The following is a 16,465-nucleotide window of genomic DNA, read 5'->3' on the forward strand; positions in this document are numbered from 1 at the left end:
TCCCCCGGTCTGAGGCCCGATTGCGGTCGCCGTCCCTGTCGTTCGGGACTTTGCACTCCGCAAAACGTCCGGCGAATCAACTCACCAATTCTGTAGCGCGTTTATGTTACAGCGCTACCGCTACAACGCTGGGATAGCGAAAAAGTTGAGGGCAATCCGCCCCTTAGAGGGGAATTGCCGGGATTTTCAGCCTTTCTGCCCAGCGACCGATCGCAGAAATGCCTCCACTGTGGGCAGGATGTTGGCGACCACCAGGTCGATGCCCGCTGCGGTCGGGTGGATGCCGTCCGGCTGATTGAGGCCGGCCACCGCGGCGACGCCGTCGAGGAAGAACGGGTACAGCGGCACGTCGTATTTTTTCGCCAGATCGGGATAGATCGCGTTGAACTGTTTGGCGTAGTCCGGCCCGTAATTCGGCGGCGCCAGCATTCCGGTGAGCAGCACCGCGATGTTGCGCGCTTTCAGCCGTTTGACGATCTCGTCCAGCGCCTGTTGCGGGACCTTGGGATCGGTGCCGCGCAGCGCGTCGTTGGCACCGAGCTCGACGATCACCGCATCGGTGTCCGGCGGCACCGACCAGTCGAGCCGGGCGAGCCCGCCGCTGGCGGTGTCGCCCGACACCCCGGCATTGATCATGTCGGTCGCGATCCCCTTGGCCTGCAGCGCTTTCTGCAGCTTGGCCGGAAACGCTGCATTGGCCGGTAGTCCATAACCGGCGGACAGCGAGTCACCCAGCACCACCACCTTCAGCGGCTTGGCGGCCGTCTGCGCCTCGGCCTGCCGGGTCGGCGCCATGGTCACCACCAACACGGCGGTCACCATCGCCCACGCAATCGTGCGCCCCGCCCTCTCGACCGCACCGAAACAATCGCCATATGCAGCAGCCATGGACAGCTTCATTGAACCCTCGTCACGGCCCGGCACCACGCCGGACACCATCTCCATTTCGAACGTCAATCTGTCGCTGGGCAGTGGCGCCGCGCGGGTGCACATCCTCAAGGATATCAGCCTCCGCGTCGCGCCCGGCGAGGCGATCGGCCTGATCGGCCCGTCGGGATCGGGCAAATCCACCCTGCTGATGGTGATGGCCGGGCTGGAGCGGCCCGACAGCGGTGAGGTGGTGGTCAGCGGCACCGCTTTCAATGGCCTCAGCGAGGACGCCTTGGCGCGGTTTCGCGGCCGCGCCGTCGGCATCGTCTTCCAGTCCTTTCATTTGATCCCGACCATGACGGCGCTGGAAAACGTCGCGGTGCCGCTCGAACTGGCCGGCACGCCCGACGCCGCCGCGCGGGCGGCGCGCGAGCTGGCTTCGGTGGGACTTGGCGAACGGCTGAACCATTATCCGTCGCAGCTGTCCGGCGGCGAGCAGCAGCGCGTCGCTTTGGCGCGGGCGCTGGCGCCCGACCCGGCGATCCTGGTCGCCGACGAGCCGACCGGCAATCTCGACGAGGCGACCGGCCGGCAGATCGTCGACCTCTTGTTCACCAAACATGCCGAACGCGGCATGACGCTGGTGCTGGTGACCCACGACACCGCGCTGGCGCAGCGTTGCGACCGCGTCGTCCGGCTGCGCTCCGGGCGGGTCGACACCACGATGCCGGGCAATGCCCGGGCACGATCGGCCTGAGCCATGACGCTGGTCGCCGATCCGCTCGCCAGATCCGCGCCGCCGTCGCGCGGCTGGTCGCTGCCGTTGCGCTATGCGTTGCGCGAGATGCGCGGCGGTCTCAACGGCTTCTACGTCTTCATCGCCTGCATCGCGCTCGGCGTGATGGCGATCGCCGGGGTCGGCTCGGTCGCCGCCAGCCTCGGCGAAGGCCTCGCCCGCGAAGGCCGCACCCTGCTCGGCGGCGATGTCGCGTTCTCGCTGATCCAGCGCGAGGCGACGCCGCAAGAACTCGGCTATCTGCGCGACCGCGCGCCGGTCTCGGTCGCGGCATCGATGCGGGGCATGGCGCGCACCGCCGAAGGCGCCTCGGCGCTGGTCGAGATCAAGGCGGTCGACAGCCTGTATCCGATGCTCGGCGAATTGAAGCTCGATCCGCCGCTGCCGCTCGCCGACGTGCTGGCGAAGCGCGACGGCGCGTTCGGCGCCGCCGCCGACGCCGCGTTTCTCGCCCGGCTCGACCTCAAGATCGGCGACCGCGTCAGTGTCGGCAGCGCCGCGTTCCAGATCCGCAGCGTGGTCGCCTCCGAGCCCGACAAGCTCGCCGGCAATCCCGGCTTCGGACCGCGCTTCCTGATCAGTGAGGACGCATTGCGCGCCACGCAATTGCTGCAGCCCGGCAGCCTGGTGCGCTGGATCTATCGCGTCCGGCTGCCCGACAACCGCGCCGACGACAAGGCGGCGCAGGATTTCGCCGACGCCACCCGCGCGGCGCTGCCGCAGGCCGGCTGGGAAATCCGCAGCCGCGGCAACGCTTCGCCACAGCTCGAGCGCACCATCACCCGCTTCACCCAGTTCCTGACACTGGTCGGCCTCGCCGCGCTGCTGGTCGGCGGCGTCGGCGTCGCCAACGCGGTCAAGAGCCACATCGACCGCCGCCGCGACGTGATCGCATCGTTGAAAGCGCTCGGCGCCACCGGCCGCGACGTGTTCGCGATCTATCTGACCCAGGTGTTGGTGCTGGCGACGATCGGCTCGCTGATCGGGCTCGCGCTCGGCGCGGCGCTGCCGTTTCTGATCGTCGGCGCGTTCGGCACATTGCTGCCGCTGCCGGTGGTGGCGGCGCTGCATCCCGGGGAGCTGATTCTGTCGCTGGTCTACGGCCTTTTGACCGCACTCGCCTTCGGGCTGTGGCCGCTGGCGCAAGTGCGCGATGTGCCGGTGGCGACGCTGTTCCGCGAAGCCGCGACCGCGGATGCGCATCGGCCGAGCCTGCGGCACATCGTCTGGATCGGCGCGGTGATCGCGCTGCTACTCGCGGTGGTGATCGGGCTGGCTTACGACAAGCGCGTCGCGATCGCCTTCGTGGTCGCTGCGGTGCTGGTGTTCCTGCTGCTGCGCGGCGTCGCGGCGGGGCTGATGGCGATCGCACGGCGGCTGCCGCGCTCGCGCATCACCATGCTGCGGCTGGCGATCGCCAACATCCACCGCCCGGGCGCGCTGACCCCGTCGGTGGTGCTGTCGCTCGGCCTCGGCCTCTCGGTGCTGGTGACGATCGCGCAGATCGACGGCAATCTGCGGCGGCAATTCCTCGCCGCGCTGCCCGAAAGGGCGCCGACGTTCTTCTTCATCGACATCCCGTCGAGCGAGACCGAGCAATTCGGCGCCTTCCTGAAACAGGCTGCGCCGAACGCCACGGTCGAGGACGTGCCGATGCTGCGCGGCCGGATTGTCGCCGCGCGCGGCGTCCGCGCCGAGGATCTCAAGCCGGGGCAGGACGCCGAATGGGTGCTGCAGAGCGACCGCGGCCTGACCTATGCGGCCGAGATGCCACCCGGCTCCAAGGTCGTCGAAGGCCATTGGTGGCCCAAGGATTACGACGGCAAGCCGCTCGTATCGTTCGAGAAAAAACTGGCCGACGGGCTCGGCCTGAAGATCGGCGACGAGGTCACCGTCAACGTCCTCGGCCGCGAACTCACTGCGACCATCAGCAATCTGCGCAGCGTCGACTGGCAGAGCCTCGGCATCAATTTCGTGCTGGTGTTCTCGCCCAATACGTTTCGTGGCGCGCCGCACACCCATATCGCCACCCTGACCGAACACGGCAGCACGACAGAGAGCGACGCGGCCCTGATCAAGCAGGTGGCCGACAGATTCCCGATGGTGACCAGCGTCCGCGTCCGCGAAGCGCTCGAGACCGTCGGCGGCGTGGTCGGCAATCTGGCGCTGGCGGTGCGGGGCGCCAGCTCGGTGACGCTGATCTCGGCGATCCTGGTGCTGGGCGGCGCACTCGCCGCCGGCCACCGCCACCGCGTCTATGACGCCGTGATCCTGAAAACGCTCGGGGCCACCCGCGGCCGGCTGATCGGGGCCTTCGCGCTCGAATACATGATGATCGGGCTCGCCACCGCGGTGTTTGGGGTGATCGCCGGCTCCGCCGCCGCGTGGCTGATTGTCACACGACTGATGTCGCTGAGCTTCGCCTGGCAGGCCGGCTCCGCCGCCGGCGTGGTGGTGGCCGCCCTGGTGGTGACGGTCGGCCTCGGCCTGGTGGGGACGCTGCTGGCGCTGAACCAGAAGCCCGCCTCCGTCCTGCGGAATCTGTAGCCTGCGATTGGCGGAACGCCTGATTGGGGAAATCTCGATCGAAGGCTGGCGTGGCGGGTCCGGCGCGGCACTGCCGGCGCCGGAAACCGCGGCGATTCGACCATGGTCGAAAACCGCGTTTAACCCTGATGCTGCGGAGCGACATTCAGCCGCGCATAAACCCTTGCCCCGATTGTGTTAGTTTCCCACATACCAGATTGGGTCGGGCGGCGCGCGGATGACCGAAATTTAACGTCTACCGCGCATCACCGTCCGGGATAATTTCGCGCCGGCCTTCGCCACCCTTTGCGTCGGCCGGACCAACTCAGGATCTCGACCATGTCGGACTTGGACCGTAACTACGCCTCTCCCTTCGGCCGGGCCGCCGGACGCGTCGACAGCGCGGCCGTCGATGCTGGCCTGCGCTCTTATATGCTGCGCATCTACAACTACATGACGATCGGCCTGGCCATCACCGGCCTGGCGGCGCTCGGCGTCTATATGGGCGCCGTGACCCCGGATGCGGCCGGTGCGGCCGGCAAGATCGGCAACACCTACCTCACCACCTTCGGCGTCGCGATGTTCGCCAGCCCGCTGAAGTGGGTGTTCATCCTGGCGCCGCTCGCCATGGTGTTCGCGATCTCGTTCGGCATCAACCGGCTGAAGCCCGCGACCGCGCAATTGCTGTTCTGGGCGTTCGCCGCCCTGATGGGCATCTCGCTGTCGTCGATCTTCCTGGTGTACACCCACACCTCGATCGTGCGGGTGTTCTTCATCACCGCCGCGTCGTTCGGTGCGCTGAGCCTCTACGGCTACACCACCAAGCGTGACATGACCGGGATGGGCTCGTTCCTGATCATGGGCCTGTTCGGCGTCATCATCGCCAGCGTGGTCAACCTGTTCGTCGCCTCGTCGATGCTGCAGTTCATCGTCTCGGTGGTCGGCGTGCTGGTGTTCGCGGGCCTCACCGCCTACGACACGCAGCGGCTGAAGAACGACTACATGTACGGCTACGCCTCGGAAGGCGGCGACGTGGCGGAGCGCGCCGCGATCACCGGCGCCCTGTCGCTGTACCTGAACTTCATCAACCTGTTCACGCTGCTGCTGCAGCTGCTGGGACAGAAAGAGTAAGCCCCTTCACCAGTGGTGAAGTCGAAAGCCCCGGCCTCGCGCCGGGGCTTTTTTGTTGGGCGGGTGAACGTCGGGCTGACCAGGATGCGAAGGCAGATGCTCCAACACGGTCGTCATCGCCGGGCTTGACCCGGCGATCCATCCTCTGGAGAGAACCTGTCATGCCGCCTTGCGAAGGGGATGGATACGCGGGTCAAGCCCGCGTATGACGCTGGGATTGGCGATCAGCCACGAGTTGAATTTCGCATGTCCGACCTCCTGATCCGCCCGGCCGCCGCCGCCGACCTGCCCGCCATCACCGCGATCTACGCCGACGCGGTGCGCACCGGCACCGCGACCTTCGAACTGACGCCGCCGGATCTCGCCGAAATGACGCGGCGGTTCGAAACGCTCGCCGGCGGCGGCTTTCCCTATCTGGTCGCGCTGCTTGGCGACCGCGTCGCCGGCTACGCCTATGCGGGACCGTACCGGCCGCGTCCGGCCTATCGCTTCACCGTGGAGAACTCGGTCTATCTCGATCCGCTCGCGCATCGCCGCGGCCTCGGCACCGCGCTGCTGCACGAGCTGATCGCGCAATGCGAGGCGCGCGGCTTCCGCCAGATGATCGCGGTGATCGGCGATTCCACCAATGCCGGCTCGGTCGCCGTGCATCGCAAGAGCGGCTTCGACCTGATCGGCGTCCACCGCAATGTCGGATTCAAATTCGGCCGCTGGCTCGACACCGTGATGATGCAACGCGCGCTCGGCGCGGGCGGCGAGACGGTGCCGGAGGTGGGAGCGGGGCCGAGCAACGCGTGATGTCGTCACCCTCCGCGAAAGCGGAGGGCCCAATATTGCAGAGCGCTGGCGATTGGATCGCCGACGCTCCGGGGTACTGGGTCGCCCGGTCGAGCCGGGCAATGACCTCCGTTACGGCGCGACGCCTCACGACCTCAGCGGGATTCTCACACCAACGCCAGCTTGCGGTCGATCACCAGCAGCACGCGATCGAGGTCATGGCCGCGGCGGAGGATCTGGCCGGAGGCCGAGACCACGCTGTAGGCGCCCTGCTTGCGCGCCAGCCGCGGGTCCTTGACGATGCGGTAGATCGGAACTTCGGAGGCGCGGCGGAACACCGAGAACACCGCGTGGTCCTTGAGAAAGTCGATCGCGTAATCGCGCCACTCGCCGTCGGCGACCATCCGGCCGTAGAGGTTGAGGATGCGATTGAGCTCCAGGCGATTGAATGTCACCCGTCCCTGCAGCGGAGCGGCGCCTTGGCGCTCCGCTGCGCGGCTGTCGCCGGGATCGGCCTCCTCGGAAATCGAGCTCATCGGCGCCTCCTGTCACTGCCGTGACATGATTGCTCCGAGCGCGGCCCGCTGCAAGGGGGCCCTTGGCGCAACAGGCGGCCGGCCGATCGCGCCGGGGCGCGGGGAAAGTGCGCCTCACGCCTTCGTTAGCCGAATCTTATTACCGCCAGATTTTCGCCCATCGAACGCCCGGTCGACTTGCGAAAACATCCTGGCGTTGGCCCGATCCAGGCGGTCTCGGATTCCTCAGCCCCCAGCCCCCCGAGGTCGTCGGGGTCGGGCCTGACGCAGCAACCAATCCCCCAGCCTGGGCCAACGTGAGTTGGCCTTTTTTGTTTTTGGGCCTCCGCTCACCCGACCGATCGATCGGAACTGCACTCCTCAGTGCAGCGACGTGAAGGCCGCGCCGAGCATCGCGCCCGGCCTGTCGCGGTTGCCGTCCTGGACATAGACCGCGGCGGCATCGATGCCGTCATGGGCGATGTTTTCCAGCGGCACCGACCAACTGCCGGCGGCGCCGTTCCAGTCGCCGACCTTGAGCAGGTTGCGGACGACGTTGTGATACACGACCTCGCGGCCGCGGTTCTCGCCGCGTGCAATCGCGATCGGCACCGCCTTCGAGACCGAACAGATCCAGACCTCGCCCTGCGCGACTCTCTCCCCGGGGGGCGCCGCCGCGACCGAAACCTTGATCTCCTTGCCATTGACCGCCATCCGCACCGGCACCGTCATCGTGCCGGGGATCTGATCGGTGCTCTTGATCGCCCCGTCGATGCCGACGCGGTTGCTGCCGACCAGATGCGTCTGGCCGTTGACGATGACCTGCGGCGTGTACACGTCGCGATCGCCGCGCATCTGCGAATAGGCTTTCTGCCGGGCGCTGAAGCGGGAATCCGCCAGCGTGTCCTTCCAGCCGAGATAGTCCCAGTAATCGATCGGCATACTCAGCGCGATGATCGACGGATCGCGGGCGAGCTCGCCGATGATCCGGTCGGCCGGCGGGCACGACGAGCAGCCCTGCGACGTGAACAGTTCCACCACCGCGCGCGGATCGGCGGCGCTGGGACGAACCATCGCGATCAGCGCGCACAGACCGAGGGCGCCGGACCATCGCGAAAAGCCATCTACACCGATCATCATCGCCTTTGCATGGGAGCAGGTGACGACGGCTTCCACCGTCGTTCGGGAGCGCCTTAAAACGAAAAGGCGGCCCATTGCATAGGCCGCCTTCCGTTCACCTGCCACTCACTTCGCAGTGAGACTTTTTGGCCACTGATGTGGCCTGCGTGCCCCGCTCAGGCTGCGAGTTTCCTGAGAACGTAGTGAAGGATACCGCCGTTGCGGTAATATTCGAGTTCGTCCAGCGTATCGATGCGGCAGAGCAGCGGCACGCGGCGCATTTTGCCGCCCGCCGGAGTGATCTCCGCCTCGAGCATCTGCCGCGGCTTGAGATCGCCCTGCAGGCCCTTGATCGTCACGGTCTCGTCGCCCTTGATGCCGAGCGAGGCCCACGAGGTGCCGTCCTCGAAGGTCAGCGGCAGCACGCCCATGCCGACCAGGTTGGAGCGATGGATGCGCTCGAAGCTCTGGCAGATCACGGCGCGCACGCCGAGCAGGCGCGTGCCCTTCGCCGCCCAGTCGCGCGACGAGCCGTTGCCGTATTCGGCGCCGGCGAACACCACCAGCGGCACCTGCTCGGCCTGATACTTCATCGCGGCGTCGTAGATCGACATCTGCTCGCCGTCGGGCCAGTGCTTGGTCAGGCCGCCTTCCGGGATGTTGCCGTCGGCGCCCTTGAGCATGAAGTTCTTGATGCGGATGTTGGCGAAGGTGCCGCGCATCATCACTTCGTGGTTGCCGCGGCGGGTGCCGTACTGGTTGAAATCGGCCGGGCGCACCTGATGCTCCGACAGATATTTGCCGGCCGGCGAGGTCAGCTTGATCGAGCCCGCGGGCGAGATGTGGTCGGTGGTGATCTTGTCGCCGAACACCGCCAGGATGCGGGCGTCGACGACGTCGACGATCGGCTCCGGCTGCATCTTCATGCCTTCGAAGTAAGGCGGATTCTGCACGTAAGTGGAGCTCATGTTCCACTTGTAGGTCTCGCTGTCGACGGTCTTGATCTTGCGCCAGTTGGTGTCGCCCTTGAACACGTCGGCGTACTTCTTCTTGAAGATCGTCGAGGTGACGTACTTCTTGACGAAGGCGTTGATCTCCTTGGTGGTCGGCCAGATGTCCTTCAAGTAGACCGGCTTGCCGTCCTTGCCGGTGCCGATCGGGTCGACCGAGAGATTCTTGGTCACGGTGCCGGCCAGCGCATAGGCGACCACCAAAGGCGGCGAGGCGAGGTAGTTGGCCTGCACGTCCGGCGAGACCCGGCCTTCGAAATTGCGGTTGCCCGACAGCACCGCGGCGGCGACGATGCCGTTGTCGTTGATCGACTTCGAAATCTCCTCCGGCAGCGGGCCGGAATTGCCGATGCAGGTGGTGCAACCGAAGCCGACCAGGTTGAAGCCGACCTTGTCGAGATCCTTCTGCAGCCCCGAATTGGCGAGATACTCGGCAACCACCTGCGAGCCCGGCGCCAGCGAGGTCTTGACCCACGGCGCGGCCTTGAGGCCCTTGGCGGCGGCGTTGCGCGCCAGCAGGCCGGCGCCGATCAGCACGCTCGGGTTCGAGGTGTTGGTGCAGGAGGTGATGGCGGCGATCACCACGTCGCCATGCCCGAGGTCGAAATTGCGGCCGTCGACCTTGTAGCGGGCGCCGTCCAGCGCCTTCTTGTATTCGGCGTCCATCGCGGCGGTGAAGCCTTCGGCGACCGCCGGCAGCGCGACGCGGCCCTCGGGACGCTTCGGGCCGGCCAGCGACGGCACCACGTCGGCGAGGTCGAGCTTCAGCGTCACCGTGAACACCGGATCGGGCGACTTCGACGTGCGGAACAGGCCCTGCGCCTTGGCGTATTTCTCGACCAGCGCGACCCGCGCCGAGGCGCGGCCGGAAGTCTTGAGATAGCCGAGGGTCTCGGCGTCGACCGGGAAGAAGCCGCAGGTCGCGCCGTATTCCGGCGCCATGTTGGCGATGGTCGATTTGTCGGCGACCGACAGATGGTCGAGGCCGGGGCCGAAGAACTCGACGAACTTGCCGACCACGCCCTGCTTGCGCAGCATCTGCGTCACGGTCAGCACCAGATCGGTGGCGGTGACGCCCTCTTTCAGCGCGCCGCTCAGTTTGAAGCCGACCACTTCAGGCAGCAGCATCGACAGCGGCTGGCCGAGCATCGCGGCTTCCGCCTCGATGCCGCCGACGCCCCAGCCGAGCACGGCGAGACCGTTGACCATGGTGGTGTGCGAATCGGTGCCGACCAGCGAATCCGGATAGGCGACTTCGAACGTGCCGGTCTTGCGGCCGATCGTCATCTTCTGCTTCCGGGTCCAGACCGTCTGCGCCAGATATTCGAGATTGACCTGATGGCAGATGCCGGTGCCGGGCGGCACCACGGAGAAGTTCGAGAACGCCTTCTGGCCCCATTTCAGGAACTCGTAGCGCTCCTGGTTCTGCTTGTACTCCTCGGCGACGTTCTTGCCGAACGCCTTGTTGTCACCGAAGAAGTTGACGATCACCGAGTGATCGATGACGAGATCGACCGGCACCAGCGGGTTGATCTTCTCCGCGTCACCGCCGAGCGCCTGCATGGCGTTACGCATCGCGGCGAGATCGACCACCGCGGGAACGCCGGTGAAATCCTGCATCAGCACCCGCGCCGGGCGGAACGCGATCTCGTGCTCCAGCGCCTTCTTGCGCATCCACTTCGCGACCGCCTGGATGTCCGCTTTCTTGACCGTGCGGTCGTCCTCGTTGCGCAGCAGGTTCTCCAGCAGCACCTTCATCGAATAGGGCAGCCGGGAGATGCCCTTCAGGCCGTTCTTCTCGGCGGTGGGCAGGCTGTAATAGACGTAAGACTTGCTGCCGACCTTGAGGATCTTCCGGCATTTGAAGCTGTCGAGCGAGGTCATGTAGGGCGGGTCCCAGATTTTCGTTTTCGATGGGCGGGCGAGCATTCTTGCGGCGCCGGGAGAAGCGAGCCGAACGGCTTGCAGGCGCCGATGGTGTACTGCATCAAGTTCCGGCTTATAGAACCTTTCCAGATGCGCCGCCAGTTCGACAACGACTAGCGCCCGCATCGATTGTAAGCAAGGCGATCCCGATTCCGGGGGCGGAACAGGCGATTTGGAATGCGGCTTTCGGGACGCGGACTGAGGTGTGTGCGAGGCGGCCGCGAGGTGTTCGACGGACTCGATTTCGAGGCCGCCGGCGGCGAGGCGCTGGCGCTGATCGGCCGTAACGGCGCCGGCAAGACGTCGTTGCTGCGGTTGATCGCCGGCCTGCTGATGCCGGCGGCGGGTAGTATCGACTTCGACGGCAGCGAGCCGGACACGCCGGTGGCCGAGCAGGCGCATTACCTCGGCCATCGCGACGCGTTGAAGCCGTCGCTCAGCGTCGTCGAAAATCTCGCGTTCTGGCGCGACTTTCTCGGCGGCGAACCGACCGATCTGATGGCCGGGATCACCGCCGTGGGGCTGTCGCACGCCGCGGAACTGCCGGCGGCTTATTTGTCCGCCGGCCAGCGCCGGCGGTTGTCGATCGCGCGACTGCTGGTTGTGCGCCGGCCGATCTGGCTGCTCGACGAGCCGACCTCGGCGCTCGACGTCAGGGGTCAGGCCATGTTCGCTCGGCTGATGAGCGACCACCTCGCAAGCGGCGGCCTGATCGTCGCCGCCACTCACAGCCCGCTCGGCATCACCACGCGCGAGATGCGGATCGGAGCGGCGGCGTGAGCGGGGTGCGGGTCATGAACGGATTGCGTTTCGCGGCGGCGCGATCGCCGGCGTCGTGCTCGGGGACCCCCACCCCCGACTCCGGACCGAGCCATGGGCAGGCTCCCTCCCAGAGGGCAGGGCAATCACATATCGAATTTCGACGGCACGGGGGCTCTCTTCACCCTCCCCTGGAGGGGGAGGGTCGGCACCCAGGCCGCGAAGCGGCGTGGGTGACGGGGTGGGGTGAGCAGCGGGCACGGCGGATGAACTCTTCGCCACCCCACCCCGCTCGCTGCGCGAGCGACCCTCCCCCTCCAGGGGAGGGTATTCCTCGTGGCAGCCGCAAACCCTCAGATGCGATCGCCGCGCGCAGCGCAGGAGGCCCGCGATGACCGCCCTCGGCGCCATTATCCGCCGCGACGTCGCGATCGCGCTGCGGGTCGGCGGCGGGGCGCTGATCGGGGTGCTGTTCTTCCTCACCGTGGTGGTGCTGATGCCGTTCGCGGTCGGCCCCGACCTCAAGCTGCTGCAGCGGCTCGGCCCGGCGATCCTGTGGCTCGGCGCGCTGCTGGCGAGCCTGCTGACGCTCGACCGACTGTTCACCGCCGATGCCGAGGACGGCTCGCTCGATCTGATCGTGATGAGCCGCACGCCGCTGGAACTGACCTGCGCCGCCAAGGCCTTCGCGCATTGGCTCGCCGCCGGCCTGCCGCTGATCGTCGCGACCCCGGTGCTCGGGCTGTTGCTCAATCTCGACGGCACCGCCTCGCTCGCGGTGATGGCGACGCTGCTCGCCGGTACGCCGGCGCTGACCTTCACCGGCATGATCGGCGCGGCGCTGGCGGTGGCGCTGCGCCGCGGCGGGCTGCTGATGGCGGTGCTGGTGCTGCCGCTGTCGATCCCGGTGCTGATCTTCGGCGTCGCCGCCTCGCAGGCGGCGATCACAGGGCCGGTGCCGTTCGGCACCCCGTTCTCGATCCTGTGCGCGCTGTCGCTGGCGAGCCTGGTGATCGGACCACTCGCCGCCGCGGCGAGCCTGCGCCACGGGCTGGATTGAGCAGTTCCATCTCGGCCTTGATTGAATTTCGCCGCTCTTGATAGAATCAGGCCGCCAAGTAACCCGATCAATCAGGAACGAACTCGACATGCTTGCAAGATTGCTGCTCTGCGCCGCCTTTGCGTTTGGCGCCGTCACCGCCACCGCCACCGGCAGCGCGATGGCTCAAGCCGACTTCTCGAAGCCCAACAAGAGGAAGAAGGCCAAATGTCAAAATATGGACGACGTGATTAAGAAGCAAGCCCCGTGCATTCCCACGAAGTAGCGACAGGCGGGTTCTATCCAACCGAAGCGTCGCCGCCTCGCAGGCGGCGATCACAGGGTGATCGGACCGCTGGGCGCCGCGGCGAGCCTGCGCCACGGGCTGGATTGAACCCAGGCCGCCAGGCTGTGCCGCTAAGCCGACGCCCGCGGCAACCTCACCCCAGCTTGCGCGCCTCTTCCGGCAGCATGATCGGAATGCCGTCGCGGATCGGATAAGCCAGCTTGGCACCGCGCGAGATCAATTCCTGCCGGGCGGCGTCGAATTCCAGCGGCCCCTTGGTGACGGGGCATACCAGGATTTCGAGGAGCTTGCGATCGACGGAGGTCTCGGGGCGCTCGGGGGGTGTCGTCATGGTCCACGATCTGGATGGGGAATATTGCGGGATTGAAGAGGCAAGTCGGCGCCGGCGTCAACGCGGCGGCGCAATTCGGGGCTGCGCTCACTGCAGCGGAGGATCGCCGCTGGTGCGCTTCTTGGCGAGGTCCATTTCGGTAACGGCGATCAGGATCTCGGCGCGGGTCTTGAGGTCGGGCGCTTCCAGCAGGGCCTGCTTCTCCGGCGCCCCATAGGGCGACATCATCGCCAGCGCGTTGACCAGCGCCTCGTTCGGCGCGCTCTCGACGCCGTCCCAATCGACCTTGAGATTGTTGGCCTTGAGGAAATCGGTCAGCACCGTGAGCAGTGTGTCGCGATCGACCTCGTCCTCGCCCTTGCGGGCGGTGAAATCATCGACGAACGGGAAGTAATCGACCTTGCATTGCCGGTACGGCGTCGCGACCTTCAATTCTTCGACCACCTTGAAGCGCGACACGCCGGTGAGTTCGAGGATGTAGCGGCCGTCGCCGGATTCGGCGAGCTGGGTGATGCGGCCGACGCAACCGACCTGAAACAGCTTCGGCGCCTCGTCCCGCTCCGAATGCGTCACGTCGGGCTGGATCATGCCGATCAGCCGATGGCCGTCGCGCAGCGCATCGTCCACCATTTCGAGATAGCGCGGCTCGAACACGTTGAGCGGCATCTGGCCGCGCGGCAGCAACAGCGCGCCCGGCAGCGGAAACACCGGGATTACCTCGGGAAGATCGGCGGGGCCGCGATAATCGGCATTGATCGGCATCGGCGAATCCCGCGGTTCGAGAGCGAATTAAGAGAACAGAATGGTCGAGAGCCGCTTGCGCCCCTCGATGGTGGCGTCGTCGGTCGGGCCCCAGGCCTCGAACAATTGCACCAGCTGCTTGCGGGCGCCGTCCTCGTTCCACTTGCGGTCGCGCCGGACGATCTCCAGCAGATGCGTGGTGGCCTCGTCGCGCCGGCCGGCCGCATTGAGCGCGGTGGCGAGATCGAACCGCGCCTGATGGTCGAGCGGATCGGCGGCGACCTTCTGCTCCAGCTCGGCGATCGGGCCGACCTGCTCGGCCTGCGCGGCGAGATCGATCATCGCCTGCACCGCCTTGACGGCGGCGTCCTCGCGTCTGGCTTCGGGCACCTGGGCCAGCGTCGCCTTGGCCTCGTCGACCGCGCCGGACACCATGTAGCAGCGCGCCAGCCCGACGATCGCCTCGACATTGGCGGCGTCGGCGCGCAGCACCTCGGCATAGATCGCGCCGGCGGTCTGCAGATCGCCCTCGGCCATCACCGCCTCGGCTTCCTGCAGCAGTTCCGCGGCCGTCGGCGCGCCGCCGGGAACGCCGGCGGTCAGTTTCTCGATGAAGGCAGCGACCTGGCTCTCCGGCACCGCGCCCATGAAGCCGTCGGCCGGGCGACCGTCGACGAAGGCGATCACCGCGGGGATCGACTGGATGCCCATCTGGCCCGGGATCGACGGATGCTCGTCGATGTTCATCTTGACCAGCTTGACCTTGCCGCCGGCAGCGCGGACCGCCTTTTCCAGCATTGGGGTGAGCTGGCGGCAGGGACCGCACCAGGGCGCCCAGAAGTCGATCAGCACCGGCTGGAGCTTGGACTCTTCGATGACGTCGCGGACGAAGGTCTGCGTCGTGGTGTCCTTGATCAGATCGGGCGCCGCCTGGGGGGCCGCACCGCTGCCCTGCTCGATGATTGTCACGTGATCCTCGCCTGATGTCCGGAAGTGCGCAGTTTAGATCAGGATGACGTCTGTTCGAATCGTCATCCTGCTCCAGATTCGTATTCGAGCATGATCGGTTCCGAAAACCGGCATCCACTTTTCGGGATCATGCTCTAGCATGCCCAGTAAATGGCGCGCGACGTTTCGTTTTCAACCGGAACCCGCCGCGAAGGGGTACGCTGTCTCGGGACTTCGGCGATGGCGCCGGCGAGTTTTCGGCCGGCCGCCGCCGGCGGGCGGAACATCGCGATCGGCTCGGACGAGGGCGTTTTTGGCACCCCCCCTGCAAAAGGGGCGGATTCAACCCGCCGAGGGCTGTTGCATTCGCGTGCGGCATTTGGCATAGGACTGCGCACGGCCGCGGCGCAAGCTTCGGCGTTTCTCGGATGCGGGTGTAGCTCAGGGGTAGAGCACAACCTTGCCAAGGTTGGGGTCGAGGGTTCGAATCCCTTCGCCCGCTCCAGAAAATCTCCGGACCGACGTTCGGACTGCTGCTTGGATTGCAGTGCCTGTCAGGCCCTACGGGACCTTGGGCGCCCTGCTTCCCTCACAACGTCATTCCAAGCCCTGGTCGCGTCGACGGCATTGCGTCGCCGTTCCGGTCGCAGACCTCTGAGTCGCGTTTGTCTGTACGGCCGCTCCGCGCATCGGCTCGGGCTTCCATCGCGACCCCGCGCGCGACCCAACCGCCACTCAAACCCGCCCTCCAAACAAAAAGCCCGCGGCGAGCGCGGGCTTTTGAACTTGATCGAGGCAGGTCACCACCCGCGCCCCCTCCGGCCGAAGGAGGCGCGCGAGGCGAGTCGCGTCAGGCGCGCTTGGGGACGCCGAGGCCGTTATGCACCCATTCGCTCCACGATCGCGACAACGTCTCGCTGATGGTCTTGCCGTCGGTGAACAGCATCTCGCGGGCATTGCGGGCGGCGGATCTCAGATCGCCCCACATCTCCTTGAGATTCTCCAGAATCGAATTGGCGCCGCCGACCACCCGCTGGGTCTTGAGCTTGGCGAGTTCGATCAGCGATTCCTGGATCTTGGCGATCGAGCGCGCGATCCGGCCGATTTCGTCGGAGCGGCTGAGCGCATGAATGCGGATGTTGGTCTCGCCGCTGGCGAGCTTCTCGACGTCCTTCTCGAGTTCGCCGAGCGGAGCCAGCAGGCCGCGGGAGATCCGGGTGCCGATCAGGCCGACCACGGCGAACACCACGATCCCGGCGAGCAGCAGCATGGTGTTGGCGGCGCTCATCGCGTAGTTCGCAGCCGGCGCGGTGACGGTCTCGGCAGCCTGGACCACGAGGCCCTGGCCCTCATAGGACGCAGGCATCACCACCGCCCCGGAATCCTGCTGCATCACCAGCATCCCGACGATGCTGCCATCCGCCGCCCGGACCGGCGACAACGTCGCCCCTCCATGTCCGATCAGGCGGTCCAGCGAGGCCACGCTGGCCTGCTGCTTGGCCTGGTCGGTCGTGACCTTGTGCAGCACCAGCTGACTGACGCCGCCGATGGCGAGCGCGACAACGAAGGTAATTCCCAGCACCAGAATCGAGATCTTTTGCGCGAGGTTCCGGTTTGAAAGGTCGAAATGCATGGTTCTTCTCCAGCTTTCTTCAATTAGGGGCGGCTTG

At 66.6% G+C, this 16,465-nt stretch carries 15 protein-coding genes and 1 tRNA gene; 8 read left to right on the plus strand and 8 right to left on the minus strand.

The annotated features are described in order from the left end of the window. Positions 1-186 precede the first annotated feature (186 nt). On the minus strand, positions 187-795 hold the full coding sequence (locus RPB_RS01430) for an arylesterase (RefSeq protein ID WP_011439185.1): 609 nt from the start codon (positions 793-795) through the stop codon (positions 187-189). 91 nt (positions 796-886) lie between these two features. Between RPB_RS01430 and RPB_RS01435 the strand changes: the two genes are divergently transcribed. From RPB_RS01435 to RPB_RS01450, 4 genes are all read left to right on the plus strand, one after another. Further along, the gene (locus RPB_RS01435; RefSeq protein ID WP_011439186.1) at positions 887-1,627 is read left to right on the plus strand and encodes an ABC transporter ATP-binding protein; all 741 of its coding nucleotides are present in this window, start codon (positions 887-889) and stop codon (positions 1,625-1,627) included. A gap of 3 nt (positions 1,628-1,630) precedes the next feature. After that, a complete protein-coding gene (locus RPB_RS01440) occupies positions 1,631-4,213 on the plus strand; it encodes an ABC transporter permease (protein WP_011439187.1) in 2,583 nt (860 codons plus the stop codon). A gap of 318 nt (positions 4,214-4,531) precedes the next feature. Further along, positions 4,532-5,323 (plus strand): Bax inhibitor-1/YccA family protein, encoded by a 792-nt coding sequence (locus RPB_RS01445; RefSeq protein WP_011439188.1) that lies wholly within the window; start codon positions 4,532-4,534, stop codon positions 5,321-5,323. 246 nt (positions 5,324-5,569) lie between these two features. Next, a complete protein-coding gene (locus RPB_RS01450) occupies positions 5,570-6,121 on the plus strand; it encodes a GNAT family N-acetyltransferase (RefSeq protein ID WP_041797856.1) in 552 nt (183 codons plus the stop codon). A 146-nt stretch (positions 6,122-6,267) separates the two neighbouring features. Here the strand turns inward: RPB_RS01450 and RPB_RS01455 are convergent, their stop codons facing one another. The 3 genes from RPB_RS01455 to acnA form a co-directional block, all read right to left on the minus strand. Beyond that, positions 6,268-6,636, minus strand: coding sequence for a DUF2794 domain-containing protein (locus RPB_RS01455; RefSeq protein ID WP_011439190.1), 369 nt, complete (start codon positions 6,634-6,636; stop codon positions 6,268-6,270). Between the two features lie 360 nt (positions 6,637-6,996). Further along, positions 6,997-7,752 carry a DUF1223 domain-containing protein gene (locus RPB_RS01460; RefSeq protein WP_041798501.1) on the minus strand — a complete coding sequence of 252 codons (756 nt, stop codon included), beginning with the start codon at positions 7,750-7,752 and terminating at the stop codon, positions 6,997-6,999. A 158-nt stretch (positions 7,753-7,910) separates the two neighbouring features. Then, positions 7,911-10,628, minus strand: coding sequence for an aconitate hydratase AcnA (gene acnA, locus RPB_RS01465; RefSeq protein WP_011439192.1), 2,718 nt, complete (start codon positions 10,626-10,628; stop codon positions 7,911-7,913). A 219-nt stretch (positions 10,629-10,847) separates the two neighbouring features. On the opposite strand from acnA, the gene ccmA reads away from it, so the two are divergent. The 3 genes from ccmA to RPB_RS24450 all read left to right on the plus strand — a co-directional run bounded on the left by ccmA (position 10,848) and on the right by RPB_RS24450 (position 12,754). Further along, complete coding sequence (gene ccmA / locus RPB_RS01470; protein ID WP_011439193.1) at positions 10,848-11,450, plus strand: heme ABC exporter ATP-binding protein CcmA; 603 nt, start codon at positions 10,848-10,850, stop codon at positions 11,448-11,450. Positions 11,451-11,820: 370 nt separating this feature from the next. Continuing rightward, the gene (ccmB, locus tag RPB_RS01475) at positions 11,821-12,489 is read left to right on the plus strand and encodes a heme exporter protein CcmB (protein WP_011439194.1); all 669 of its coding nucleotides are present in this window, start codon (positions 11,821-11,823) and stop codon (positions 12,487-12,489) included. An 88-nt stretch (positions 12,490-12,577) separates the two neighbouring features. After that, positions 12,578-12,754 carry a hypothetical protein gene (locus tag RPB_RS24450; protein ID WP_157038763.1) on the plus strand — a complete coding sequence of 59 codons (177 nt, stop codon included), beginning with the start codon at positions 12,578-12,580 and terminating at the stop codon, positions 12,752-12,754. Between the two features lie 154 nt (positions 12,755-12,908). Here RPB_RS24450 and RPB_RS01480 read toward each other — a convergent pair whose 3' ends face one another. The 3 genes from RPB_RS01480 to RPB_RS01490 all read right to left on the minus strand — a co-directional run bounded on the left by RPB_RS01480 (position 12,909) and on the right by RPB_RS01490 (position 14,816). Next, entirely contained in the window at positions 12,909-13,106 is a 198-nt protein-coding gene (locus tag RPB_RS01480) for a Trm112 family protein (protein WP_011439195.1), read from the minus strand. An 87-nt stretch (positions 13,107-13,193) separates the two neighbouring features. Continuing rightward, the gene (locus tag RPB_RS01485) at positions 13,194-13,868 is read right to left on the minus strand and encodes an LON peptidase substrate-binding domain-containing protein (RefSeq protein WP_011439196.1); all 675 of its coding nucleotides are present in this window, start codon (positions 13,866-13,868) and stop codon (positions 13,194-13,196) included. A 27-nt stretch (positions 13,869-13,895) separates the two neighbouring features. Continuing rightward, complete coding sequence (locus RPB_RS01490) at positions 13,896-14,816, minus strand: thioredoxin family protein (protein ID WP_011439197.1); 921 nt, start codon at positions 14,814-14,816, stop codon at positions 13,896-13,898. Positions 14,817-15,225: 409 nt separating this feature from the next. Between RPB_RS01490 and RPB_RS01495 the strand changes: the two genes are divergently transcribed. After that, positions 15,226-15,300, plus strand: a tRNA-Gly gene (locus RPB_RS01495). 345 nt (positions 15,301-15,645) lie between these two features. On the opposite strand, the gene RPB_RS01500 is transcribed toward RPB_RS01495, so the two are convergent. After that, a complete protein-coding gene (locus RPB_RS01500) occupies positions 15,646-16,428 on the minus strand; it encodes a HAMP domain-containing protein (protein ID WP_011439198.1) in 783 nt (260 codons plus the stop codon). Positions 16,429-16,465: the final 37 nt, after the last annotated feature.

The organism is Rhodopseudomonas palustris HaA2 (genome assembly GCF_000013365.1).
GTDB classification, from domain to species: Bacteria; Pseudomonadota; Alphaproteobacteria; order Rhizobiales; family Xanthobacteraceae; genus Rhodopseudomonas; species Rhodopseudomonas palustris_J.